This is a genomic window from Micromonospora matsumotoense (genome assembly GCF_900091525.1).
Lineage (GTDB): Bacteria > Actinomycetota > Actinomycetes > Mycobacteriales > Micromonosporaceae > Micromonospora > Micromonospora matsumotoensis.
Genome location: NZ_FMCU01000002.1, coordinates 487,497 through 511,312 on the forward strand (window position 1 = coordinate 487,497; position 23,816 = coordinate 511,312).

The following is a 23,816-nucleotide window of genomic DNA, read 5'->3' on the forward strand; positions in this document are numbered from 1 at the left end:
GCGCGGCGGAGTTGGCGCGGCGCTGGTGCGGCACGGACCGGTACCGAAGCTGCAATGTCTTGCGGATCATTGCCGGTGGGTGTCGAGGAGTTTGCCGCAAGGTCTTGCAAAACCTTTCATGGGTGCCGCATCGTCTTCTCACCGGACAGCCGTCCACACCCACCAGTGCCTCTTCGACCCCCGGAAGCAGGTCCACTCCCGATGTCCACACCCCGCGTCCCCCGGGGAACCCGTCTGCGACGGGGTCTCCTCGCCCTCGCTGTCACCGCCTCCTCCCTCGCCGCGCTGAGCGCACTGCCGGCCACCGCCCCCGCGACCGCCGCCGTGGCCCTCAACGACAGCGAGGTCACCGCCAACCTCTGGGAATGGAACTGGCGCTCCGTCGCCTCGGCGTGCACCGACCACCTGGGCCCGGCCGGCTACGGCGCGGTCCAGGTCGCCCCGCCGCAGGAGTCGATCAGCCTGCCCACCAGCGCCGACGGCGTACACCCCTGGTATGAGGTGTACCAGCCGGCCTCCTACCGGCTGGACAGCCGGTTCGGCACCCGCCAGCAGTTCGCCGACATGATCACCACCTGCCACCACGCCGGCGTGCGGGTGTACGTCGACGCGGTGGTCAACCACATGGCCGGCACCAACAACGCCGAGTCGGTCGTCGGGTACGCCGGCACCGACTTCTCCGGCCCCGGCTACAGCTTCCCGGCCGTGCCCTACGGCACCGGCGACTTCCACCGCCCGGGTGACAACTGCCCGACCTCCGGTGCGATCAACGACTGGGACAACGAGACCCAGGTGACCAGCTGCGAGCTGCTGTCCCTGACCGACCTCTACACCGAGAAGGACAGCGTCCGCACCAAGATCGCCGGCTTCCTCAACGACCTGATCGGCCTCGGCGTCGACGGCTTCCGGGTGGACGCGGTCAAGCACGTCAAGAAGGACGACTTCGCCGCGATCCTCGGCAAGCTGCGCAACACCACCGCCGAGAACAAGCGGCCGTACGTCGCCCAGGAGATCTTCGACGGCGCCAGCAACGACGCCCTCAAGGCCCGCGCCTTCATCGGCAACGGCGACGTGCTCGACTTCGGGTACGCCAAGGGGCTGAAGTCGGCCTTCCAGGGCTCGATCGCCAACCTGGCCAACGTCGGGAGCTGGAACCTCGACGCGCCCAGCGCCAACGTGTTCGCCATGGTCACCAACCACGACCTGGAGCGCGACGGGGTGGTGCTGTCCTACCGGAACGGCAGCGACTACACCCTGGCCAACTACTTCGCGCTGGCCTACCCGCACGGCAAGCCGTCGGTCTACGACAGCTTCTCCTGGTCCGACCGCAACCAGTCGCCGCCCGCCGACGGCAACGGTTACGTCACCGACACCGTCTGCGGCAACAGCTGGAACTGCCTGACCCGGTCGACCGGCATCAAGGGCATGGTCGGCTGGGCGAACACCGCGAAGTCGGTCCGGACCGTCTCCGACTTCACCGTGGTCAACAGCAACGTCATCGGCTTCCACCGGGGTGACCGGGCCTGGATCGGGATCAACGACTCCGGTTCCGCCAGCACCGCCACCTTCACCACCGGCCTGGCCGACGGGTCGTACTGCGACGTCATCTCCGGGGCGCGCGGCGGGGCCGGCTGCACCGGCACGACGGTGACCGTCGCCGGCGGCCGGGCCACCGTGCAGATCCCCGCCAACGGCGCGGTGGCGCTGCACGCCAACGCGAAGGGCGGCAGCACGCCCACACCGACCGCCCCCGCCGGCACGGTCGCCACGACCTTCACCGTCACCGTGTCCCTCGCCGGTGACCAGGACGCCTACGTCGTCGGCAGTGTCCCGGCGTTGGGTTCGTGGGCCCCGGCCGGCGCGGTCAAGCTGACCGCACAGGGCGGTGGGGTCTACCGGGCCACGGTCAACCTGCCGGCGGCCACGACGGTGGAGTTCAAGTTCCTCAAGAAGACCACGGCCGGCGTGGTGACCTGGGAGTCGGGGAGCAACCGGACGGTGACCACGCCGACCAGTGGCACCTCGACGGTCACCGACACCTTCCGGGGCGACCCCGCCGGCACCCAGGGCGCATCCTTCACCGTCAGCGCCACCACCTCGTACGGGCAGAACGTCTTCCTGGTGGGCAGCGTCGCGGCGCTGGGCTCGTGGAACCCGGCCAACGCGGTGGCGCTCTCCTCGGCCGCCTATCCGCTGTGGCGGGCCACGGTCAACCTGCCGGCGAACACGACGGTCGACTACAAGTACCTCAAGAAGAACCCGGACGGCACGGTGACCTGGGAGTCCGGCGACAACCGCAGCGCCACGATCCCGTCTACCGGCACGTGGAGCAGCAACGACACCTGGCGGTGACATCGGGCGGGTGCGGCGGCCGGTCCCTCTCCAGGGGTCGGCCGTCGCGCCGGTCCGGGCCGGGGCACCGGACCGACGCCGCCTCGGCGGGTGGGCCGGACCCGAGACCGGGACCGTGGGCCGGACCCGAGACCAAAGGTTGACGGGTGTCGATTCTTGCTCGTATCGTCCGGAAAGCGCTTTCTCTACCCGCCGCCACCACCCCACCCCGTCGGAGGTGCGTCCCATGCGCCCGTCCCGCCAGCGCCGGCTGGCCCTGCTGCTCGCCGCGGTGCTCGTTCCCGTGGCCACCCTCCTGGTCGGACCGGTCACCACCGCCTCCGCCGCCACCATGTTCAGCGACGACTTCGCCGACGGGGACACCGCCGGCTGGTCGAAGTCGGGCGGCACCTGGGGAGTCGTCACCGACGGATCCCCGGCCGTCCGGCAGTCGAACGTCGGCAGCGAGAACGCCCGGCTCTTCACCGGCAGCACCGGCTGGACCGACTACCTCGTCCAGGCCAGGGTGAAACCGCTCAGCCTCGGCCCCGGCGGCCAGGTCGGCCTGCTGGCCCGCGCGGCCGGGGCGACGCGCTACTACCGGTTGGCGCTGCTGCCCGGCAACCAGGTGCAGTTGCAGGCGGTGAACGGCGGCGCGGTCACCGTGCTGGCCGGCATCTCCCACCCCGTGGCCACCGGCACCTGGCACACCCTCGCCGTCGAGGTCACCGGCGGCACCGTGCGGGGCCGCGTCGACGGGGTCTTCGTCGGCGAGGTCACCAGCTCGCTGATCGGGGCCGGCCGGATCGGGTTGCAGACCGCGTACTCGTCGGCATCCTTCGACGACGTCCTGGTCAGGAACGCCGACATCCCGCCGACCACACCGCCGGTCCACACCGACACCCCGTCACCGAGCGTCACCCCGCCGGCCACCACGTCGCCCGTGACCCCGCCGGCCACCACACCGCCGCTGACCCCGCCACCCACCGTGCCGCCGCCCGGGACCGTCGTGCTGGTGGTCGCCACCGACGGCGACGACGCCAACCCCGGCACGCTGGCCCGGCCGCTACGCACCATCCAGCGCGCGCACGACCTGGCCGAGCCCGGCACCACCATCGCGGTACGCGGTGGCACCTACGCGCCGACCAGCACCATCAAGATCCTCAAGGACGGCACCCCGGACCATCCGATCACCCTGATGAACCACCAGGGCGAGAAGGTGGTCATCGACGGCGAGAACATGCCGTACACGCCGGGCGCGGTGGGCTCCAGCATTCCCCGGGCCGACCGGGGTGTGCTGCACGTCGAGGCGGACTGGTGGCGGTTCGTCGGCCTGGAGATCGTCCACGGCCCGTACGGCATCTTCGGCGTCGACACCAACTACGGCAGGTACGAGCGTCTGGTCACCCGGGACAACTACGAGTCCGGACTGCACCTGCAGGGCGCGTCCAGCGGCAACCGGATCATCAACCTGGACAGCTACGGCAACCGGGATCCCCGTAAGAACGGCGAGAGCGCCGACGGGCTGGCCATCAAGGAGGGCTCGGGCCTCGACAACCGGGTAAGCGGCGCGCGGCTCTGGCGTAACTCCGACGACGGGTTCGACGCCTGGCTGTTCCAGTCGCCGATCCTGATCGAGGACAGCGTCGCCTACGACAACGGTTACAACTACTGGAACCTGCCCGGTTACGCCGGGGACGGCAACGGCTTCAAGCACGGTGGCGGCAACGACCCGCGCCCGGCCGTCGACCATGTCACCCGCAACAGCATGGCCTGGGGCAACTCGGCCGGCGGGTTCATCGACAACGGCAACCCCGGCACGCTGCTCTTCGACCGCAACACCGCGTGGCGCAACGGCAGGGCCGGTTTCGACGTCTCCCGTTCCACCTCCCAGCTCCACCGCAATCTGGCGGTCGGCAACACCCCCGACGTCTCGCCCGGCTCCTCGACCGGGGCCGACAACTCCTGGAACCTCGGCGGCGACTGGCCGCTGGCCAGCACCGACCCGGCCACGATCACCGGGCCCCGGGCAGCCGACGGGTCCATCCCGACGTCGACGTTCCTGCGTCCGGCCGACGCTGCCGACGTGGGTGCCCGGCTCTGAGCCACCCGACCCGGCCGTGCTCCCGTCCGCACCGGCGGGAGCGCGACCGACCCACCCGGCGGCCCGACCCACCCGGCGGACCGGGCCGCCGGCCCCCGACCGGCGTGGTCGGCGGCCGGCCGGCCGGGCGGCGCGGCGTCGCTCGACGGCGGCCTCAGCGCCCCTGGAGGGTGCGGACGTTGTCGCCGAAGGTCCAGCCCTTGGACCCGTCCCAGTTCACCGACCAGGTCATCAGGCCCTTCAGGCCGCCCCGGTAGGTGTTCCACGCCTGGGCCACCGAGGCCGGTGCGAGGTGACCGCCGCCGGCACCCGGCTGCGCGGGCAGGCCGGGCACCTGCCTGTCGTACGGGACCCGGATGGTGGTGCCCTGGATGACCAGGCCGGTGTCGAGGCAGTCGGTCTGGGCGGTGAAGCCGCCGACCGTTCCGGCCGGATACGAGTCACCGGCGCAGCCGTACATGCTGCCGTTGTAGTACTGCATGTTCAGCCACCAGAGCCGCCCGTTGTCGACGTACCGCTTGATGACCGGCAGGTACGCGCCCCAGATGGCGCCGTAGGTGACGCTACCGCCGGTCACGTAGGCGGTCTCCGGGGCCATGGTCAGGCCGAAGCCCGCCGGCAGTTGGGCCAGCACCCCGTCGATGATGCGGATCAGGTTCGCCTGCGAGGTGGACAGCCGGGTGATGTCCCCGCTGCCGGTCAGCCCGGTCTCGATGTCGATGTCGATGCCGTCGAAGTGGTACCGCTTGAGGATCGGCACCACGGTGGCGACGAACCGGTCGGCGACGGCCGCCGAGCCGAGGTCGATGCCGGCGGTGGCCCCACCGATCGACAGCAGGACGGTCAGACCGGCGGCCTTGGCCTGGCACATCTCCACCGGGGTGGGGACCCTGACGGTGGCGTCCATGCCGTCCTCCCAGAGCACCGTGCCGTCGGCGCGGATCACCGGGAAGGCGGCGGTGACGACGTTGTAGCCGTGCCCGGTGATCCGGGGGTCGGTGATCGGTATCCACCCCAGCGGCGGGTGGACGCCGTTGGCCGCACCGTCCCAGTTCTCCCAGTAGCCCTGGAGCACCTTGCCGGCCGGCCGGGCCTTCAGCGCGCAGCCCGTGCCGTCCGGCGGCGGCGTCGTCGTGCCGGGGGTGGGCGTGGCGGTCGGGGTCGGGGGGCGGGTGGGCGTGACGGTGGGTGTCGGCGACGGCGTGGGGGAGGGCGTTCCGGTGCAGACGCCGAGGTCTCGCCAGAGCGCCGGGACGGCGGCCGGGTTCCAGCCGGCGCCGGCCGGCGGGGTGTGGGTCACCAGCGACTCGTAGCGACGGCCGAGGTAGCTGACCCGGGTGCCGGCCGGGTAGCTGACGCCCTCGGCCCAGGCCGGTGCGGAGCAGGCCACCAGGGCGCTGGCGTCACCCGTGGTGGTGGTCGGCGCGGCCACACCGTTCGCTGCGGGCAGTGCGACGGCGAGCAGCACCGCGCCGGCCAGCACGGCCGTCGTCCCGGGTCGAAGTCGCATGACATACCTCCTCGTCGATGGCGGGGAGGCTATCAGTTAACTTTGTTAAGTGTAAATGCCCGGTGAAGCGGTGGCCGCCGGCAGGGCCGTGCTGCCCGGCGGGTCGGACTGGCCGGCGGGGCCGTGCCGAGCAGCGGCCGGACCTGCCCGGCGGGTCGGACTGCCGCCCGCCACGACCGGGTCGCGGCGGGCGACAGTGCGCATCAGGGGATCGGATTCCAGCCGTCGACGCCGGCCAGGTACCGCTGCGGGGTGTAGGTCGGGGCCTGCGTGTCGGTCAACTGTGGCCGGTCGGTGGTGACCGTCGACCCGGGACCGCTGTTGCGGTATTCGGCGAACCGGGCGTCCCGCCAGGAGAAGCCGGACATGTCGCTCCACGGGGAGTCCTTCACGTGCGCGCCGAGCACGCTGTCGCGGAACACCGCCTGCCCGATCGCGTTGACGTCCCCGCTCGGATGCCACGGCCGGCCGAGGTGCACGCTCTGTGCCGCCGCCGAGTCGGTGGTCAGCACGCAACCGGTGAAGAGCAGCCCGTACGGGTTGCCGATCATCGTGGAGGGGGCGGTGACGTACCCGTTGTTGCTGCTCGAACCCCGGCTGAGCGACCGGATCTCGCAGCGGTCGAAGACCCCGGTGCCCCGGCCGAAGACGAAGTCGACATCGCCCTCGACGTAGCAGTCGCGGAAGTACGCCCGGCCGACAGCGTCGACGTTGGCGCTGTTGTGGTAGAGCGTGTCCTGGTTGCCGAGGAACCGCACGTCGTCGAAGACCAGCCGGTCGGCCCGGGTGAGCACGGCCACCGCCTGCTCGGCCCCGTAGTCGTGCGCCGCCTCGTCGAAGTCGTTGGCGAAGGTCAGGTGCCGGGCGGTGAAGTCGTTGCCGTCGATGGTCACCGAGGCGCTGCCCGAGGTGCCGTAGGTGCCGCCACCCGGCTTGGGGGTGCCCGAGGCGTTGTCGTAGACGATCACCACGTCCCGGGCGTCACCGGTCGACCCGACGAACGACACGTACGGCTTGCCGGCCGGGATCGTCACCGTTTCCCGGTAGGTGCCCGGCCGGATGGTGATGGTGTACCGGCTCGCGTTGCCCACCGGCACCGCGTCCACCGCCGCCTGCGCGCTGGTGAAATCCCCACTGCCGTCCCGGGCGACCACCGAGGACCCGTCGGCCGGCGCAGTGCCGGTCGGTGTGGGCGTCGGGCTGGTGGGAGGCGGAGTGCCCGACGGGGTGGCGGTGGGGGTGCTGCTGGGGTTCGGAGTCGCGCTGGTCGGGGTGGCGGTGGGGCTCGGTGGTGGGCTGGTCGGGGCGGTGCCGCCCCGGGTCACCACCACGTCGTCGAAGCGGGCGGTGGCGTGACCGGTCTGCACGCCGATCCGGCCGGTCGCGGTGAGCGTGCCGGTGCCGGAGCCGACCGGGACGCCGTCGACCCAGCCGCGTACCGCCGTCCCGGCGACCTCGATCCGCAGGGTGTGCCAGGCGTCGGTCGTCACCGGGTGGGACACCGTGCCCAGCGGGGTGGCCCGGCCGCTGCGTACCGCCTCCAGCCGGACCTGGTCGCCGGGGAGCAGGGCGAGCCGGTAGTAGCTGGTCGCACCGCTGGCACGGGCCAGCAGCGCGACCATGCCGGTGCTGCCCAGCGTCATCGGCTTCACCCGGGCCTGGACGGCCTGGTCGGCCCAGGACGCGCTGCCGGCGAACAGCCGGGCGTCGGCGGTGTCGCCCCTGGCCTGCTGCAACGCCGGGCTGTCGTCGGAGGCCACCGACCACGAGCCACCGGATTTCGACCAGCCGGCGGTGTCGCCGTCGGCGAAGTCGTCGCTGAACAGGGTGGCGGCGTGCGCGACCTGGGCCCCGCCGAGTTGGCTGAGGGTCAGCAGCACGGTGGTGAGCGCCGCAGCGGCAACGGCGGGCAGGGATCGTCGGCGGTTTCTGCGCATGACGGGTGGACCTCCGGGGCCGGAAGGGAGGTGGGGAGCAGTGCGTGAAAGCGCTTTCCTGGCGCACCGTAGCCCCGCCCGCGCACGACTGTCAATGCGTTCGGCCCCGGAGGACCGGCGTCGAACGAAGCTCATCCGTCGCCCCCGCCGGTACGTCACCGTTGTCCACCGGCGGCGACTCACTGCTGTCCACGACGCCACCGCCGGTCGGGCACGGCCCGGGTCGTCTCCTCGGCCGGTATCCGCTCCTTCTCGGCCTGGGCGAGAAGCCGTTGCTTCGCTTCCTCGTGTTCCGCCGCCTGGATCTGCTCGCCCCGGCTCGCTGCCGCCCTGTCGCCCTGGTCTCGCATGCCGCCTCCGTTGGTGGGGCGCGGCGACAAGATCCTGGAAGAACATCACGCCGTGTCCCGCGTCCGTCACCTACTTCAACGAGCAGGCGACCGGGGCATGGGCTGTCGTGACTCAGGGTGATGGGGCAGGTGCGAGTAATGCGACGCAAGGACCGCCTCTCACCCACTCGGGTGTGCCGTACCAGTCAGGGGGGTGCAGCCCCTGTCACCTCGGCCAGATCCGCCAACTCGTCCGTGCTCGCGCGACGGCGACCGGTGGCGATGGAGTCCTCGATGTCCCGCGCGTACCGCCAGATGGGTGCGTGTACCGCAACTGCGTCAGCGCCGCCGTCGCTTTCCGTGCCCTCGTCACCGCGTGGAGGCCCCGGTCGGGTCCCGCCGATGTCGCCGCCACGCTGATCCGCTGATGATGGGTGCCGGCGGCAGTAGCGCGTGCGACTCCGACACCCGGCCCCCGGCCGCTGCCTCTTCCGCTGCGACTCGGCGTTGCCGACATCTTCTCGGCGGGTGCTCTCGGCGTGGTGTGGTCAGTCCTCGGTCTGGGGGCCGAGCAGGCGGATCTCCTCGATGTCCAGCGTCGCCTGCACCTCCCGGAGCACGCTGTCGTCGATCTCGTTGTTGTCGCGCAACCGGGTCACCTCGCGGCGCTTGTGTTCCAGCACGCCCAGCCGCAGCCGGTCGTCCAGCTCCTGGACCCGGTCGGCGTCCGGCCCGTCGCTGGTCGCCGTCACCAGGTCGAGATGCCGCTGGTAGTCGGCGCGCAACCGGTCCACCGCCTCCCGGTCGACCTCGAGTTCGGCGGCGACGTCCGGCAGTGCCGTCAACGCCGCCTCGGTGGCCCGGCGGTGGGCGTGCCGCACCTCGTCGCCGCGTGCCTCGTCGCCGCGCAGGCCGGCCCAACGGGCCACCGCCGGCAGGGTGGTGCCCTGCACCACCATGATCGACACGATCGCCACGGCGGTGCAGAAGATGATCAGGTCCCGCTCCGGCACCGGCAGGTGCGTGGTGGCCGTGGTCACCGGCACCGCGAGGGCGGCGGCCAGCGACACCGCCCCCCGGAAACCCGCCCAGCCCGCCGCCACCCGGACCCGCCGGCTCACCCCGGCACCCCGACCCACCACCGGCAGGCCGTAGGAGAACAGTTGCAACCACACCAGCCGGACGACCACCACCATCAGGGTCACCGAGGCGGCGATGGTCACCGACCGCACCAGGGACGTGCTGGTCACGTGGTTCACCGCCCGGGGGATCTGCATCCCGAGCAGCACGAAGAGCGCGCCGTTGATCAGGAAGGTGGACAGGTCCCAGAAGGCGTACGCCAACAGCCGGGACCGGGCCCGGATCACCCGTGGCCCGGCGTACGACAGCAGCAGCCCGGCGACCACGACGGCGAGCACCCCGCTGGCGTGCACCACCTCGGCGAGCAGGAACGCGGCGAACGGGGTGAGCACGCTCAGCGCGCCCTCGCGCAGCGGGTCGTCCAGTCGGCGGCGGATCAGCACCACGACCAGGCCGACGGCCAGCCCGGCGGCGATACCCCCCGCGGCCGAGCCGACGAACCGGCCCAGGAAGCCGAACACCCCCGGCGCGGTGCCGCCGACGATCAGCCCGACCGTCACCGAGAACAGCACCAGCGCGGTGCCGTCGTTGACCAGGCTCTCCGCCCGCAACGTGGTCAGGATCCGGCGGGGCATCCGCTTCGCCAGGCCGGCCACCGCCGCCGCGTCGGTGGGGGCGAGTACCGCGCCGAGCACCCAGGCCGCCTGCGGGCTCATCCCGAGCCCCTTGGCGACCAGCGCCACCGCCACCATGGTCACCACCACCAGCGCCACCGCCAGCGAGGCGATCACCAGCAGGTTCGCCCGGATCTCCCGCAGGCTGATCACCAGGCTCTCCCGGTAGAGCACGGCGGGCAGGAAGAGCAGCAGCACCACCTCGGGTTCGAGCACCACCTCCGACAGCGGCGGCAACAGCGCCAGCAGCCCGCCCATGGTGATCAGCAGCACCGGCGGGGCCACCCGGTACCGGCTGCCGATGGTGGTGCCGACCAGCACGGTGGCGGCCAGCACCACGATCAGGACCAGGACCTCCACGGCACCCTCCCGCCTCCACCCGACATGCTGGTACGAAGTCGGCGGCGACGCGGGGGAATCCGGGATCTGTCCGGACCGGCTCAGGTGACCCGGGACGGCTCCGTCGGCACTGCGGTCCAGGCCTGCCGCTCGGCGATGTCCCGCAGCCGGTCCATCGCGTCCCACACGTCGACGTAGCGGGTGTAGAGCGCCGCCGGGCCGAGCCGCAGCCGGTCGGGCACCCGGTAGTCACCGACCACCCCGGCGTCGACCAGGGCGCGGGAGATCCGCAGCGCCTCCGGGTGGTGCAGCGACACGTGCCCGCCGCGCCGGCCCGGCTCGCGCGGGGAGGCGAGCCGGAAGCCGTGCGGGACGAGCCAGGCGTCGGCCAGTTCGATGATCAGCTCGCCGAGCCGTACCGACTTCTCGCGGACCCGGTCCGTCCCGGCGTCGGCCAGCACGTCCAGGGCCGGGTCGAGGGCGGCCATCCCCAGCACCGGCGGGGTGCCCACCAGGAACCGCTCCGGGCCGGGCGCGGGGTCGTAGCCGGCACCCATCCGGAACTGGTCGCGCTGGCCGAACCACCCCCAGATCGGCTGCCGCAGCGACTCCTGCAACTCCCGCCGCACATAGAGGAACGCCGGTGCGCCGGGGCCGCCGTTGAGGTACTTGTAGGTGCAGCCGACCGCGAGGTCGACACCGGCGTCGGTCAGCGCCAGCGGCACCGAGCCGACCGCGTGCGAGAGGTCCCACAGCACCAACGCGCCGACCCGCCGGGCGGCGGCCGTCACCGCCGCCACGTCCAGCAGCGCCCCGCAGCGGTACGACACCGCCGACAGCACCACCAGGGCCACGTCCTCGGTCAGCGACTCGACCAGGGTGGCCTGGTCCAACCCTTCGTCGAGGTCGGAGGGGAGCAACCGCAGGGTGTGCCCGCGCTGCGCGGCCAGCCCCTCCAGCAGGTACCGGTCGGTGGGGAACTCCTCGGCGTCGGCCAGGATCGTGCCCCGGCCCGGCCGGGCGTCGAGGGCGGCGGCGGCCAGCTTGTAGAGGTTGACCGAGGTCGAGTCGGAGACGATCACCTCGCCCTCGCGGGCGCCCAGCGCGTGGGCGGCGATCCGGTCACCGATGCGGCGCGGCCACTCGATCCAGGTCGGCCAGCTCCGGACCAGTTCGGTGCCCCAGCCGTCGCGGACCAGCCCGGCCAGGTGGCCGCCGGTGGCGGACGGCAGCCGGCCCAGCGAGTTGCCGTCGAGGTAGCACAGGTCGTCCACCACGAACCGGTCCCGCAGCCCGGCGAGCGGATCGGCGGCGTCCCACTCCTGCGCGACCCGCCGGGATGTCTGTGCGGTCATGGTGCCCTCCCTCCGCCCGGATACCCGGGCCGATGCAGGCTAGCCGATCGTCCCGCCGACCCACCGCGCCCACCGCCCCGGGCCCCGCCCTGGCCCCAGCTCCGGGCCCGGCCACTGCCCCGGCACCCGGACCCTGCCGCCGCCGGCCGGCCGGACGTCCCGGCCGGGCCGACCGCCGGTCAGCCGACCGGCACGGTGGCCGTGACGGTGGCCTGGTCGATGTCGCTGGTGCGGACGGTGAACCGGATCGTCCATTCCCCGCGCGCCGGGAGGCTGATCTCGGCGCTGCCGTGGTGCGGCTCCGGGGTGTCCACCGGCACGACCATCGGTTCGATCCCGGCCGACGGCAGGGCGAGGCTGACCGTCCACTGCACCACCGGCAGCGGCTGCCCCTGCGGGGTGTAGACGTAGGCGTGCAACGAGTTCGGCACACCCACCCGTACCGGATAGATGTCGAACTGGAGGGTGTAGCTACCGCTGGTGAGGGTCTGTGCGACGCCCTCGCGGGTGGCGCGGGCGGCCTGGGTGTCGGCGGTCCGGCCCGGCGGGGTCTGCACCAGCACGGCGGTCAGCGCCAACACCACCGCGGTGGCGGCGAGTTCCACCCCGGCCGCCCGCGCCACCCGGCGGGGCCGGTCGGCGGCCTCGCCGCCGCGCACCATCCGGCGCTGCCAGGCCGCGACGCCGAGCACGGCGGCGAGCAGGGCCGCCTTGGCGCAGAGCAGCCGACCGTAGTCGGTGCCGAACAGCGCGCCGGGCCGACCGAGTTCGATCGCGGCCTGCCCGACCCCGGAGGCGACCAGCCAGCCCACCGCGATGGTCGCCCACCGCGACCAGGCCGGCAGGACCCGGGCCAGCACCCGCCGGTGGGTGCCGGGCAGCAGGAACACCGCCAGGGTGAACAGCCCGCCCAGCCACACGCTCATTCCGGCCAGGTGCACCACGTCGGCCAGGATGCTCACCGGCGGCAGCGGGGAGGCCACCGGATGCCCGGCCAGCGGCCAGGTCAGCAGGCCGGCGAGACCCACCACCGTCAGCGCCACCCGCCGGCCCCGACCGGCCCGCCCACCGGCCACCGCCGGCAGCAGCACGGCGGCGGCCCCGGCCAGCGCCAGCCGGGCGCCGAGCACCGGCCCGATGTCGCTGCCCGCCACCGCCGCGAGGTCACCGCGCGACAGCCCGCCAACCGGCACCCCGACCATGTCCGCGGCCTGCGCCACCCAGGTCCCGGCGGTGCCCACGGCCACCAGGGCGAGGCCGACGTACCCGGTGGCGGTCACCGCGCGACGGCGACGACGGCGGGGCCACCGGACGGCACCGAGCAACGTGGGGCCGACCGCCAGCACCAGGCCCAGGTAGCCGACGTACCGGGCGGCGGGAGTCCACGCCCCGGCGGGCCGCTCGTCCACGGCCACCGGCTCCGGCGGTGTCGCCGACGGCGCACCGGCGGAGTAGGCGAAGCTGCCGGCGACCGGGTGGCTGTCCGCCGAGATCACCCGGTAGCTGACCAGGTAGGTGCCGAGCGGCCGGTCCGGCACCCGCACCGGAATCCGCAGGGTCGCCCCCTGCGCGACCGGCTCCCCGACGGTGACCCGTCGCCCGTCCGGGCCGAGCACCTGCACCCGGCCGATGACCGGCGAGACCGCCTCGCTGAAGACCAGCACCACCTCCCCGGGCGGGGCGCTGATCACCGCGTCCCGGACCGGGCTCGTCGCGACCAGCGCGGCGTGGGCGGCGGCCGGGGTCGCCGGAGCCAGCGGTACGGACAGCAGCGCGAGGAGCAACCCCAGCAGCACGGCGGAACGGGTGGTACGCACACCCAGTGGTTCGGATCTGATGATCACATGGTTCAACCGGAGCGGTACCGATCTGCGCCCCCGGCCGGTCGCCGGTCCACGCCGTCGGCGAATCGCGGGTCCGCACCGCCGGTCGGCAGCTGGTCTTGCGCGCGGTCCGGCTGCTGGTCCGCCGCGCCGGTGGGCTGCTGGCGCAGGGCCAGGGTCAGCACGAGTCGGGCGTCCGGGTCGTCCAGGGCCGGGCCGAACAGGGTGCGCAGCTGCCGCATCCGGTAACGGACCGTCTGCGGGTGGGTGTGCAGGTCCTCGGCGACCGCCACCACCTGCCCCTGCCGGCGCAGCCAGCCGTGCAGGGTCTCCGCCAGGGCCCGCCGGGCGGTCGGCCGGAGCCCGGCCAGCGGGGCCAGCACGGTGTCGGCGAGGTGGGCGGCCAGGCCCGGCTCCCAGGCGGTGAGCAGGCCGAGCAGATGGTCGTCGCAGGACACCACCGGCTCCCGGCCGAGCGCGCCGTGCTGGTGCAGGGTCAACGCCCGACGGGACAGCCGGTACGACAGCCGCGCCCGGTGCCGTTCGACCGTCGGCCCGAGGGCGGCCCGCCGTCCGACCAGCGCCTGCCGGGCCCGGTCGAGCCGACCCGGCGTACCGGGATCGGGCAGCACCACCCGGACGGCGTCACCGATGACGGCGGCCACCGCGCCCGCGCCGATGCCCCGGGCCACCTGCTCGGCGTCGGTGCCGTCGACGCTGAGCACCGCCAGGGTCGTCGGCAACGGCCAGCGGGCCGCGTCCGCGGCGGCGCGCAGCACCGCCTCGGCCGGCGGGTCGGGCTGCACGAGCAGGGTGACCAGGCGACGTCGGGTGGTGGCCCAGTCCTGGGCGGTGTCCCGTTGCTCGTCGAGGAACCCCTCGGCGGCGGCGCCGGCCAACGCGTCGACGTAGCCGAACAGCGCCCCGGCGATCACGTACAGGTCGGCCGGGGCCGGGCCGGGGTTCCGCCCCGCCGCGCTGGTGGTGTGTTCGACCAGGAAGGCCCAGATGTCGCGGGCCCCGAGGGTCAGCACGGTACGCAGGGCGTCCACCCGGTGACCCTCGCGGTATTCGGTGCGGCCCAGGGCGTGGAACACCTCCCGGGTCGCGGTCAGCTCCCGCCCGGGGTCGGCGACGGCGTCGACGAAGGTGTCGACGGCGGTCTGCACCCCCAGGGCCAGGCCCTGCCCCTGCCCACCGGTCAGCGACCGGCCCTGCTCCCGCATCGCCGCCCGGACGGTGCCGAGGATCCGCGCGTGCAGGGCGCCGCGCAGCCCCCGCAGGTGGTCGCCGACGGCCGGGGCGAGGCCGGCGAGGCCGGGCTCGATGTCGAGCAGAGCATCCGACACGACCGACCTCCATTTGTCATCTGGATGACAACCTCAGGGGTGAATCCTGCACCCCGGCGCGGATCATTTTGGCACCCCCGTACGTAGGGTCGGCCCATGGACACGGATGTCATCGTGATCGGCGCCGGCCTGGCCGGCCTGGTCGCCGCCGCCGAGGCCGCCGATGCGGGCCGTCGGGTGCTGCTGCTGGACCAGGAGTCGGCGGAGAATCTCGGCGGGCAGGCCTTCTGGTCGTTCGGCGGGCTCTTCTTCGTCGACTCACCCGAGCAGCGGCGGATGGGCATCCGCGACTCGGTCGAGCTGGCCTGGCAGGACTGGACCGGCAGCGCCGCCTTCGACCGCCCGGAGGACCACTGGCCGCGTCGCTGGGCGCAGGCGTACGTCCACTTCGCGGCCGGGGAGAAGCGGGCCTGGCTGCGGTCGATGGGCCACCGGGTCTTCCCGGTGGTCAGCTGGGCCGAGCGGGGCGGGGGAGCGGCCCACGGGCACGGCAACTCCGTCCCCCGGTTCCACGTCACCTGGGGCACCGGCCCCGGCGTGGTGGAGCCGTTCGCCCGGCGGGTCCACGATGCCGTCACCCAGGGCCGGGTGACGCTGCTGTTCCGGCACCGGGTCGACGAACTCGTCACCACCGGCGGTGTGGTCACCGGGGTACGCGGCACGGTCCTCGCCCCCGACGACGCGCCGCGCGGACGCAGCAGCTCCCGGGAGGTCGTCGGCGACTTCAGCCACGGCGCGCAGGCCGTGATCATCACCTCGGGCGGCATCGGCGGCAACCACGACCTGGTCCGGCGGGCCTGGCCGGCCCGGCTCGGCACCCCGCCGACCCGGATGGTCGCCGGGGTCCCCGCCCACGTCGACGGCCGGATGCTCGCCATCACCGAGACCGCCGGCGGGCAGGTGATCAACCCGGACCGGATGTGGCACTACACGGAGGGGCTGCGCAACTGGGACCCGATCTGGCCCGAGCACGGCATCCGGATCCTGCCCGGCCCGTCCTCACTCTGGCTCGACGCCACCGGGGCGCGACTGCCAGCGCCACTGTTCCCCGGCTTCGACACCCTGGCCACCCTGCGGCACCTGCGCGGCACCGGCCACGACTACAGCTGGTTCCTGCTCACCCAGAAGATCATCGAGAAGGAGTTCGCGCTGTCGGGCTCCGAGCAGAATCCGGACCTGACCAACCGCAGCGTCCGGCAGGTGCTGCAACGGGTCCGGCCGGGCGCACCCGGGCCGGTGGAGGCGTTCAAGCGCAACGGGGCCGACTTCGTCGTCGCCGACACCCTGCCGGAGCTGGTGGCCGGGATGAACAAGCTGGCCGCCGAGACCGGCGGGCCGCAGCTCGACACGGCGGCCCTGACCGCCCTGGTCGAGGCGCGTGACCGCGAGGTCGCCCACCCGTTCGGCAAGGACGCCCAGCTGACCGCGATCCGGGGCGCGCGCCGCTACCGGGGCGACCGGCTGATCCGGGTCGCCACCCCGCACCGGCTGCTCGATCCGGCGGCCGGGCCGCTGATCGCGGTGCAACTGCACGTGCTGACCCGCAAGAGCCTCGGCGGGCTGCACACCGACCTGTCCGCCCGGGTGCTGCGCCCGGACGGGGAACCGCTGGGTGGGGTGTACGCGGCCGGTGAGGTCGCCGGCTTCGGCGGCGGGGGCATGCACGGCTACAACGCGCTGGAGGGCACCTTCCTCGGTGGCTGTCTGTTCTCCGGCCGTACCGCCGGGCGCGCTGCGGCGGCGGCCACCGCCACCTGACGGCGGCCTCTGCGGCACGGCCGGCGCCGCTCGCTTCGTCCGTCCCGACCGCGCGCGCGGTGCTGGCGGGGGCCCGTCCGGGTCGGCCGCGGCCCCAGTACGATCGTCTTTCGTGGACGACGACGCGCTGACCGCGATGGTGACCGTCGCGCCGGGCCGGGTGACCCTGTCCGACCGGCGCACCGAGCGCCGCTGGTCGGTCGGGGTGGCCGCGTACCGGCTCGGCGTCGTGCCGGTCACCCAGGGGTGGTACGCCCGGGTGACCGGGGAACGGCCGAGCACCGCCCGGGGCGACCGGCTCCCCGTCGAGGGGGTGTCCTGGGCGGACGCGGTGCGCTTCTGCGTCGCGCTGTCCCGCCGGGAGGGGCTGACCCCGGCGTACCGGCTGCCCGACGACGGTGCGGACGTGGACGGCGACCGGAGCACCGTGGAGTGGGACCCGACCGCCGACGGCTACCGGCTGCCGACCGAGGCCGAGTGGGAGTACGCCTGCCGCGCCGGCACCACGGGCCCGCGCTACGGGCCGCTCGACGAGATCGCCTGGTACCGGGGCAACTCCGGTGAGCGGTTGCACCCGGTGGGCGACCGTGAACCCAACCCGTGGGGCCTGTACGACATGCTCGGCAACGCCTGGGAGTGGTGCTGGGACGTCTACGACGCCGAGGTGTACGGCAGCTACCGGGTGCTGCGCGGGGGCGGCTGGTACGACGAACACTGGAGCTGCCGGGCCTCGGTGCGTCGTCGCAGCCACCCGACGTTCCGCATCGACGACGTCGGCTTCCGGCTGGCCCGTTCCCTGCCGGGCTGAGTCCCCGCACCGGCACACCCCGGGTCGACGCGACGACGCCCCGCGGGGAGGGGGCGTCGCGCGGTGGTGGTACGGCTCAGCTGGTGGGGAAGTTGTCCGCCGGTTGCGCAGGTAGACGCCCGACTCGGTGAGCACACCGGTGCCGGTGTAGGTGCCGCCGGAGCGGGTGCCGGGGCGGAAGGCGGCGCTGCCCTCGTCGGCGTCGGAGTAGGTCCAGTTCGCGTAGCTGATCTTCAAGCGGTCCAGCAGGTCCAGCCACGCGTTGCTGCTCGCCGCGTCCACGGCGCCGCCGCCGGTGTAGGTGACGGCGCCGAACTCGGTGACGAACATCGGCGGCCGGGCGGCGGCCCGCTCCAGTTCGGCCCGGTAGTTGTCGCGGTGCGACGCGGCGTAGAAGTGGAACTAGGGTGCCCTTAACGTCCCCGCAACATGTCGGTGCCGGGTGAGTCCGGCAGCAGCCGCCGCCCCGGTCGGCGGTTGCTCCCGGGGACCCGAGGCGTGGGAGTTGCCGCCCGCCCGGCGGGCACGGGTCTTTCGTACCGGCCGGGCGTCGACGGTCGGGGTCAGGGCACGCGTCGGGTGCTGTGCCGCACGACCAGCGGCGTGGCCAGCTCGATCCGGTGGCTGTCCAGCCCTTCCCCGGCGATCAGGGACAGCAGCATCCGGGTCGCCATGCCGGCCATCTCGGCGAGCGGCTGACGGACGGTGGTCAGCGGCGGGGCGGCCCAGCGGGCGGAGTCGAGGTCGTCGAAGCCGACGATGCTGATGTCGTCGGGGACCCGGGCGCCTCGCTCGTAGAGCGCCTCGTAGGCGCCCAGCGCCATCTCGTCGGCGCAGGCGAACACGGCGGTGGGCGGCTGGGCGAGGTCGAGCAGGGCGTTCATCTCCCGGTAGCCCGACGGGGAGGTGAAGTCGCCGTGCCGGATGTACCCGGCGGGGATCTTGCGGTTGGCGGCGTTCATCGCGGCCCGGTACCCGTCGACCCGGGCGCGGCTGCACGGCACGGTCGGTGGCCCGCCGATCACCGCGATCCGGTGGTGACCCAGGTCGAGCAGGTGTTCGGCGGCGGCCACGCCCCCGGACCAGTTGGTCGCGCCCACCGAGGGGATGCCCGCGCCGGGCTGGCCGGCCGGGTCGATGATGACCACCGGGATGCCCAGCTCGTCGAGTTGGACCTGCTGGCTGGGGGACAGGTCGGACAGGACGAGCAGCACCCCGTCGCACCGGCGCTTGGAGAGCTGTTCGATCCACCTCCGGTCGGGGCGGGTGCGGCTGCGGCCGTGCACGGCGGAGACGACCACCCCGACGCCCGCCCGGTAGGCCAACTCCTCGACGCCGTCGAGGATCTGCATCGCCCAGGGGCTGCCGAGGTCCCGGAAGACCAGATCGATGAGGCCGGCGGCACCGGGCATCGAGGGTGCCCGGCGGGCCGTGTACGACCGTCGGTCGAGCAGATCCTGGATGCGACGTCGGGTCGCCGGAGCGACGTCGGGTCGGCCGTTGAGCACCTTCGAGACGGTGGGGACGGACACCCCCGCGGCGGTTGCGATCTCCGACAGCGTCGCCCGGTCCTCCGCCATGCCCGTCTCCCTTGCAGTCGTACGCCCGTCGGCAGCATAGCCCGAAAGTTTCGGAAGTCGGGGGACGGCCTGCCCGGCTCGGCGGTTCGGCGGCTCGCAATCGACGTTCGTCGGGGCCCGGGGGTGCCGGAGCCCGACAGTGGCGTCGAAACTTTCCCGAAACGGAAGTGTCCGGTACGGCTTTCATGTCCCGGATGCGGGGCTGATCCGTCCGCCCTCGGCCGGCCGTCCGGGTCAACCGCCCGCCCGACCCGATTTCGACTCCGGTTGTGCATACGGCATGCTGGTACGCGGACGGCAGGAACCTCTGTCGGTGGCCGGCGGCGACCCGCGGACACGCGGTCGTCCCTGCGCGAGACGTGCGGGAGGACAGGGCGGCGATGGCCGAGGCTCAGGCGTGGCGTTCCGTGTTCACCGGCACCAGCGAGATGGCCGCGCGGATGCGCGCCTTCGACTGGTCCGCCACCTCCCTCGGCGCGGTCGAGGGATGGCCGGCCAGCCTGCGTACCGCCACCCGGATCTGCCTGACCTCCCGGTTCCCCATGATCGTGTGGTGGGGGCCGGAGCTGCGGTTCATCTACAACGACGCCTACGGCCCCCTGCTCGGCAGTAAACACCCCGCATTGGGCAAGCCCGGTGACCAGGTGTGGGCCGAGATCTGGCACATCATCGGGCCGATGCTGCGCGGCGTGGTGGAGACCGGCGAGGCGACCTGGTCGGAGGACCTGCTGCTGCCGATGAACCGGCACGGCTACTGGGAGGAGACGTACTGGACGTACTCCTACAGCCCGCTGCACGACGACGACGGCGTGGTGCGCGGCGTCTTCACCGCGGTCAGCGACACCACCGAGCGGGTGATCGGCCAGCGTCGGCTCGCCGCGTTGCAGGACCTGGGCGCCCAGGCCGGCACCGCCCGGACCGTGGACGAGGCGTGTGAGCTGGTCGCCGGGTCGCTCGGCCGGTCCGCGGTCGACGTGCCGTACGCGGCGGTGCACCTGCGTACCCGCGGTGACGAGCTGCGCCTGGCCGCCAGCACCCTGGCCGGTGAGGTCGACCGGTGCGACGGGTCTGCGCCGCCGGTGTGGCCGGTGGCCGAGGTCCTTGCCGACGGCCGGCCGGCCCACGTCACCGATGTCGTCACCCGCGTCGGCGAACTGCCGACCGGCGGCTGGCAGACCGCGCCGACCGAGGCCGTCGTGCTGCCGTTGCACGGCGAGACCGGCGCCGAGGACATCGGCGTCATCGTCCTGGCCGCCAGCGCCGGCCGGGCGCTCGACGACGGCTACCGCACCTTCCTCGACCTGGTCGCCCAGCAGACCGCCGCCCTGATCAACGGTGCGGTGGCCTACGAGGTGCAGCAGCAGCGGGCCGAGGAACTGGTGGAGCTGGACCGGGCCAAGACGGCGTTCTTCTCCAACATCAGCCACGAGTTCCGTACCCCGCTCACCCTGATCAGCGGGCCGTTGCAGGAGCTGCGGGCCCGGCTGGGCGACCAGGACGAGCAGGTCCGCGACGAGCTGGAGGTCATGCACCGCAACGCGTTGCGACTGGGTAAGCTGGTCACCGCGCTGCTCGACTTCTCCCGCATCGAGGCCGGCCGGATGCAGGCGAGCTACGAGCCCGTCGACCTGGCCCGGTTCACCGCCGAGCTGGCCAGCGTGTTCCGGGCGGCGGTCGAACGGGCCGGCCTCACCCTGGACGTGGACTGTCCGCCGCTGTCCCGACCGGTCCACGTCGACCGGACGATGTGGGAGAAGGTGGTCCTCAACCTGCTCAGCAACGCCCTGAAGTTCACCTTCCAGGGCGGCATCCGGGTCTCCGTCGCCGAGCGCGACGGCATGCCGACGGTCCAGGTCGTCGACACCGGCGTCGGGGTGCCGGCCGACGAGATCCCCCGGTTGTTCGAGCGGTTCCACCGGGTGCCGCAGGCCCGGTCCCGGTCCCACGAGGGCAGCGGCATCGGACTGGCCCTGGTGCAGGAGTTGGTCGGCCTGCACGGTGGCACGATCACCGTCGACAGCACCCCGGACGTCGGCACCGCCTTCACCGTACGGCTGCCGTTCGGCGTGGCCCACCTGCCCGCCGAGCACGTCGTCACCGGCGTCGGCGCGCCGGTGCCGTCGGACACCGCCGAGCCGTTCGTTCGGGAGGCGCTGCGCTGGCTGCCCGCCGGCGACGTCGACGACCGGCCGGTGCCGGAGCCACCGTCGACCGACCACCCCGGCCCGGACCGTCCCCGGGTGCTCGTCGCCGACGACAACGCCGACATGCGCGACTACCTGCACCGGCTGCTGCGTTCCCGGTACGACGTCACCGCCGTGGGGGACGGACTCGCCGCCCTGGCCAGGGCCCGGGCCGACCTGCCCGACCTGATCGTCAGCGACGTGATGATGCCCGGTCTGGACGGCCTCGAACTGGTCGCCGCGCTGCGCGCGGAACCCCGCACCATGGGGGTGCCGGTGCTGCTGCTGTCGGCCCGCGCCGGTCAGGAGGCCGCCGTCGAGGGGTTGGAGGCCGGTGCCGACGACTACCTCGTCAAGCCGTTCCCCGCCGAGGAGTTGCTGGCCCGGGTCCGGGCCAACGTCGACCTGGCCCGGTTGCGCAACCACCATGCCAACTGGCGGGCCGCGATGATCAACTCATTGCAGGAGGGTTTCTTCGTCCTCGACGCCGACGGCGCGCTGGTGGAGATGAACACCGCCTTCGCCGACCTGTTCGGCTACGGCCCGGAGGGCCTGCCCTACCGTCCCCGGTATCCGTGGTGGCCCGACGACGCCACCGACCCGTCGGCGCACCGGTTGGTGGCCGACGCGTTCTCGCAGGCCATGACGGTGACCCACGGCTCGTTCGTGGTGCCGCTGCGGCACCGCGACGGCCACCGGCTCTGGACGGCGGTCGCCTTCAACGCGGTCACCGACGACCACGGCCGGCGGATGGTGGTCGGCACCATCCGCGACGTCACCGCCGAACGGTACGCGGTGCAGCGGGAGACCGCCCTCAGCGCCCTCAACCAGCGGCTGTCCCGGGCCGCCAGCACCACGGAGGCGTTGCGCGCCGGGGTGGAGGAGCTGCGCCAACTGTGGCAGGCGCACCGGGTGCTCGCCGCCCACTGGCAACCGAACGGCGTACCGACGCTGACCGGCACGCCGGTCAGCGACTGGGCGCAGCTCCCCGGGCCGGTCCGCGACACCGTCACCGCGCTGCGGTCGCAACCACCCCTGCGGATCACCATCGACCCGGCCACCGGTGTCCGGCCGGCCGGCGCCGGCACCACTGTCGACTCGCCGCAGGGTCCGCTGGTGATCTGGCTCGAACTCGACCCGGCGCGGGGTTTCGGCACTGAGGACCAGATGCTGCTGCTGCTCCTGTGCGGCGCGCTCGGGCAGGCACTGCACCGGGCGCACGCCGCCGATCAGCAACGCGAGGTGGCGGTCGCGCTGCAACGGTCCATCCTCGGCCCGGCCGAGCTACCCGACGGCTTCGCCGTACGGTACGAGCCGGCGACCCGCCCCCTGGAGGTCGGCGGCGACTGGTACGACGCGGTGACCCTGCCCGACGGCCGGATCGGCATCGTCGTCGGTGACTGCGTCGGCCGGGGCCTGCCCGCCGCCGCGGTGATGGGGCAACTGCGCAGTGCCTGCCGGGCGCTGCTGCTGGAGGCGTCCGGCCCGGCCCAGGTGCTCACCGCCCTGGACCGGTTCGCCCTGATGCTGCCCGGGGCGGCCTGCACCACGGTGTTCTGCGGCATCCTCGACCCGGAGAGCGGGAAGCTGACGTACAGCAGCGCCGGGCACCCGCCCGCGATCCTCACCCACCCGGACGGCCGCACCGAGCTGCTGGCCGGCGGGCGGGGCAGCCCGCTGGGCATTCCGTCCCGGGGCGGACGCCCCGACGCGATCAGCGTCGTCCCACCCCGTGCCGTGTTGCTGCTCTACACCGACGGCCTGGTGGAACGCCGTCGCCAGTCGCTCGACAGCGGGATCGCGCAGGCCGCCTCCGCCGTCCGGGAGGATCACACCGCCGGGGTGGAGCAGCTCGCCGACCGGGTGATGAACCGGATGACCCCGCAGGGCGGTTACGACGACATCGCCCTGCTGCTCTACCGTCACCCGGCGCCGCTGGAACTGTCGTTCCCCGCCGACCGGTCGCAGATGGCCCCGGTGCGTTCCACCCTGCGACAGTGGTTGCGGCGCACCGGCGCCGACCCGCACCTGGCCCAGGACGTGCTCGTCGCCACTGGTGAGGCCTGCGCGAACGCGGTCGAGCACGGCCACCGCGACGCCCGTCCCGGGTTGATCCGGCTGCTCGCGGTGGCCGCCGGTGCGGACCTGTTCGTCACGGTGGTCGACTCGGGACGGTGGAAGGTGCCCGAGATCGACCACGACCGGGGACGCGGCATCAACCTGATGCGCGCGCTGATGGCACACGTCGACATCCAGACCACCGACGCCGGCACCACCGTCGCGCTGCACACGAGGATTCCCGCATGAACACGCCTCTGGACCTGGCTACCGGCGTACGGGCCGACGGCGCCCCGGTGCTGACCGTCACCGGCGAGATCGACATGAGTAACGCCGACGAGTTCCGGGCCGCGATAGTGGACGCCGTCGTCGACGGACACCGGCTGACCGTGGACCTGACCGCGGTGGAATACCTGGACAGCGCCGCCCTCGCCGCGCTGTTCGCCCACGTCGACCGCCTCCGGGTGGTGGCGAATCCGTTGCTGGACAGCGTCCTGACGATCTCCGGTCTCGGCGCCCTCACCACGGTGACGATCCGCGACTGATCCGACCGGCCGACCGCACGGACGGCGTGCCGACGGGGGTGCCCGGGCGAATC

At 73.3% G+C, this 23,816-nt stretch carries 14 protein-coding genes and 1 pseudogene; 6 read left to right on the top strand and 9 right to left on the bottom strand.

The window, feature by feature from the left end; translation table 11 throughout:
- Window positions 1-201: 201 nt before the first annotated feature.
- Window positions 202-2,352 (top strand): carbohydrate-binding module family 20 domain-containing protein, encoded by a 2,151-nt coding sequence (locus GA0070216_RS05840; protein WP_091240079.1) that lies wholly within the window; start codon window positions 202-204, stop codon window positions 2,350-2,352.
- A 226-nt stretch (window positions 2,353-2,578) separates the two neighbouring features.
- Window positions 2,579-4,435 carry a right-handed parallel beta-helix repeat-containing protein gene (locus GA0070216_RS36010; protein ID WP_091240082.1) on the top strand — a complete coding sequence of 619 codons (1,857 nt, stop codon included), beginning with the start codon at window positions 2,579-2,581 and terminating at the stop codon, window positions 4,433-4,435.
- A 154-nt stretch (window positions 4,436-4,589) separates the two neighbouring features.
- Here the strand turns inward: GA0070216_RS36010 and GA0070216_RS05850 are convergent, their stop codons facing one another.
- From GA0070216_RS05850 to GA0070216_RS05875, 7 genes are all read right to left on the bottom strand, one after another.
- Window positions 4,590-5,945, bottom strand: a complete 1,356-nt coding sequence (locus GA0070216_RS05850; RefSeq protein WP_091240087.1) for a carbohydrate-binding protein — start codon at window positions 5,943-5,945, stop codon at window positions 4,590-4,592.
- 203 nt (window positions 5,946-6,148) lie between these two features.
- A complete protein-coding gene (locus GA0070216_RS05855) occupies window positions 6,149-7,882 on the bottom strand; it encodes a pectinesterase family protein (protein WP_245722325.1) in 1,734 nt (577 codons plus the stop codon).
- A gap of 179 nt (window positions 7,883-8,061) precedes the next feature.
- Window positions 8,062-8,232, bottom strand: a complete 171-nt coding sequence (locus tag GA0070216_RS34390; RefSeq protein ID WP_176738847.1) for a hypothetical protein — start codon at window positions 8,230-8,232, stop codon at window positions 8,062-8,064.
- Window positions 8,233-8,759: 527 nt separating this feature from the next.
- Entirely contained in the window at window positions 8,760-10,325 is a 1,566-nt protein-coding gene (locus GA0070216_RS05860; RefSeq protein WP_091240090.1) for a Na+/H+ antiporter, read from the bottom strand.
- Between the two features lie 80 nt (window positions 10,326-10,405).
- Complete coding sequence (gene kynU / locus GA0070216_RS05865) at window positions 10,406-11,659, bottom strand: kynureninase (protein ID WP_091240092.1); 1,254 nt, start codon at window positions 11,657-11,659, stop codon at window positions 10,406-10,408.
- A 179-nt stretch (window positions 11,660-11,838) separates the two neighbouring features.
- The gene (locus tag GA0070216_RS05870) at window positions 11,839-13,476 is read right to left on the bottom strand and encodes a copper resistance CopC/CopD family protein (protein ID WP_245722326.1); all 1,638 of its coding nucleotides are present in this window, start codon (window positions 13,474-13,476) and stop codon (window positions 11,839-11,841) included.
- A 32-nt stretch (window positions 13,477-13,508) separates the two neighbouring features.
- Entirely contained in the window at window positions 13,509-14,831 is a 1,323-nt protein-coding gene (locus tag GA0070216_RS05875) for a PucR family transcriptional regulator (protein WP_091240100.1), read from the bottom strand.
- Between the two features lie 96 nt (window positions 14,832-14,927).
- Between GA0070216_RS05875 and GA0070216_RS05880 the strand changes: the two genes are divergently transcribed.
- Both GA0070216_RS05880 and GA0070216_RS05885 read left to right on the top strand, forming a co-directional pair.
- A complete protein-coding gene (locus tag GA0070216_RS05880; RefSeq protein WP_091240104.1) occupies window positions 14,928-16,589 on the top strand; it encodes an FAD-binding dehydrogenase in 1,662 nt (553 codons plus the stop codon).
- A 136-nt stretch (window positions 16,590-16,725) separates the two neighbouring features.
- A complete protein-coding gene (locus GA0070216_RS05885; RefSeq protein ID WP_091240960.1) occupies window positions 16,726-17,397 on the top strand; it encodes a formylglycine-generating enzyme family protein in 672 nt (223 codons plus the stop codon).
- 258 nt (window positions 17,398-17,655) lie between these two features.
- On the opposite strand, the pseudogene GA0070216_RS36355 reads toward GA0070216_RS05885, so the two are convergent.
- A pseudogene (locus tag GA0070216_RS36355) lies at window positions 17,656-17,754 on the bottom strand (glycoside hydrolase family 5 protein); the annotation flags it as partial.
- A gap of 206 nt (window positions 17,755-17,960) precedes the next feature.
- Window positions 17,961-18,977, bottom strand: coding sequence for a LacI family DNA-binding transcriptional regulator (locus GA0070216_RS05895; protein WP_091240107.1), 1,017 nt, complete (start codon window positions 18,975-18,977; stop codon window positions 17,961-17,963).
- A gap of 380 nt (window positions 18,978-19,357) precedes the next feature.
- On the opposite strand from GA0070216_RS05895, the gene GA0070216_RS05900 reads away from it, so the two are divergent.
- Window positions 19,358-23,467, top strand: a complete 4,110-nt coding sequence (locus tag GA0070216_RS05900) for a SpoIIE family protein phosphatase (protein ID WP_091240110.1) — start codon at window positions 19,358-19,360, stop codon at window positions 23,465-23,467.
- Complete coding sequence (locus GA0070216_RS05905; RefSeq protein WP_091240114.1) at window positions 23,464-23,763, top strand: STAS domain-containing protein; 300 nt, start codon at window positions 23,464-23,466, stop codon at window positions 23,761-23,763. The genes GA0070216_RS05900 and GA0070216_RS05905 overlap by 4 nt, the downstream gene beginning before the upstream one ends.
- Window positions 23,764-23,816: the final 53 nt, after the last annotated feature.

Bases quoted from the DNA above. Each gene is read 5' to 3' on its own strand.
- GA0070216_RS05840 (WP_091240079.1), top strand. From the start codon at position 202: ATGTCCACACCCCGCGTCCCCCGGGGAACCCGTCTGCGACGGGGTCTC.
- GA0070216_RS36010 (WP_091240082.1), top strand. From the start codon at position 2,579: ATGCGCCCGTCCCGCCAGCGCCGGCTGGCCCTGCTGCTCGCCGCGGTG.
- GA0070216_RS05850 (WP_091240087.1), bottom strand. From the start codon at position 5,945: ATGCGACTTCGACCCGGGACGACGGCCGTGCTGGCCGGCGCGGTGCTG.
- GA0070216_RS05855 (WP_245722325.1), bottom strand. From the start codon at position 7,882: ATGCGCAGAAACCGCCGACGATCCCTGCCCGCCGTTGCCGCTGCGGCG.
- GA0070216_RS34390 (WP_176738847.1), bottom strand. From the start codon at position 8,232: ATGCGAGACCAGGGCGACAGGGCGGCAGCGAGCCGGGGCGAGCAGATC.
- kynU (WP_091240092.1), bottom strand. From the start codon at position 11,659: ATGACCGCACAGACATCCCGGCGGGTCGCGCAGGAGTGGGACGCCGCC.
- GA0070216_RS05880 (WP_091240104.1), top strand. From the start codon at position 14,928: ATGGACACGGATGTCATCGTGATCGGCGCCGGCCTGGCCGGCCTGGTC.
- GA0070216_RS05885 (WP_091240960.1), top strand. From the start codon at position 16,726: ATGGTGACCGTCGCGCCGGGCCGGGTGACCCTGTCCGACCGGCGCACC.
- GA0070216_RS05895 (WP_091240107.1), bottom strand. From the start codon at position 18,977: ATGGCGGAGGACCGGGCGACGCTGTCGGAGATCGCAACCGCCGCGGGG.
- GA0070216_RS05900 (WP_091240110.1), top strand. From the start codon at position 19,358: ATGGCCGAGGCTCAGGCGTGGCGTTCCGTGTTCACCGGCACCAGCGAG.
- GA0070216_RS05905 (WP_091240114.1), top strand. From the start codon at position 23,464: ATGAACACGCCTCTGGACCTGGCTACCGGCGTACGGGCCGACGGCGCC.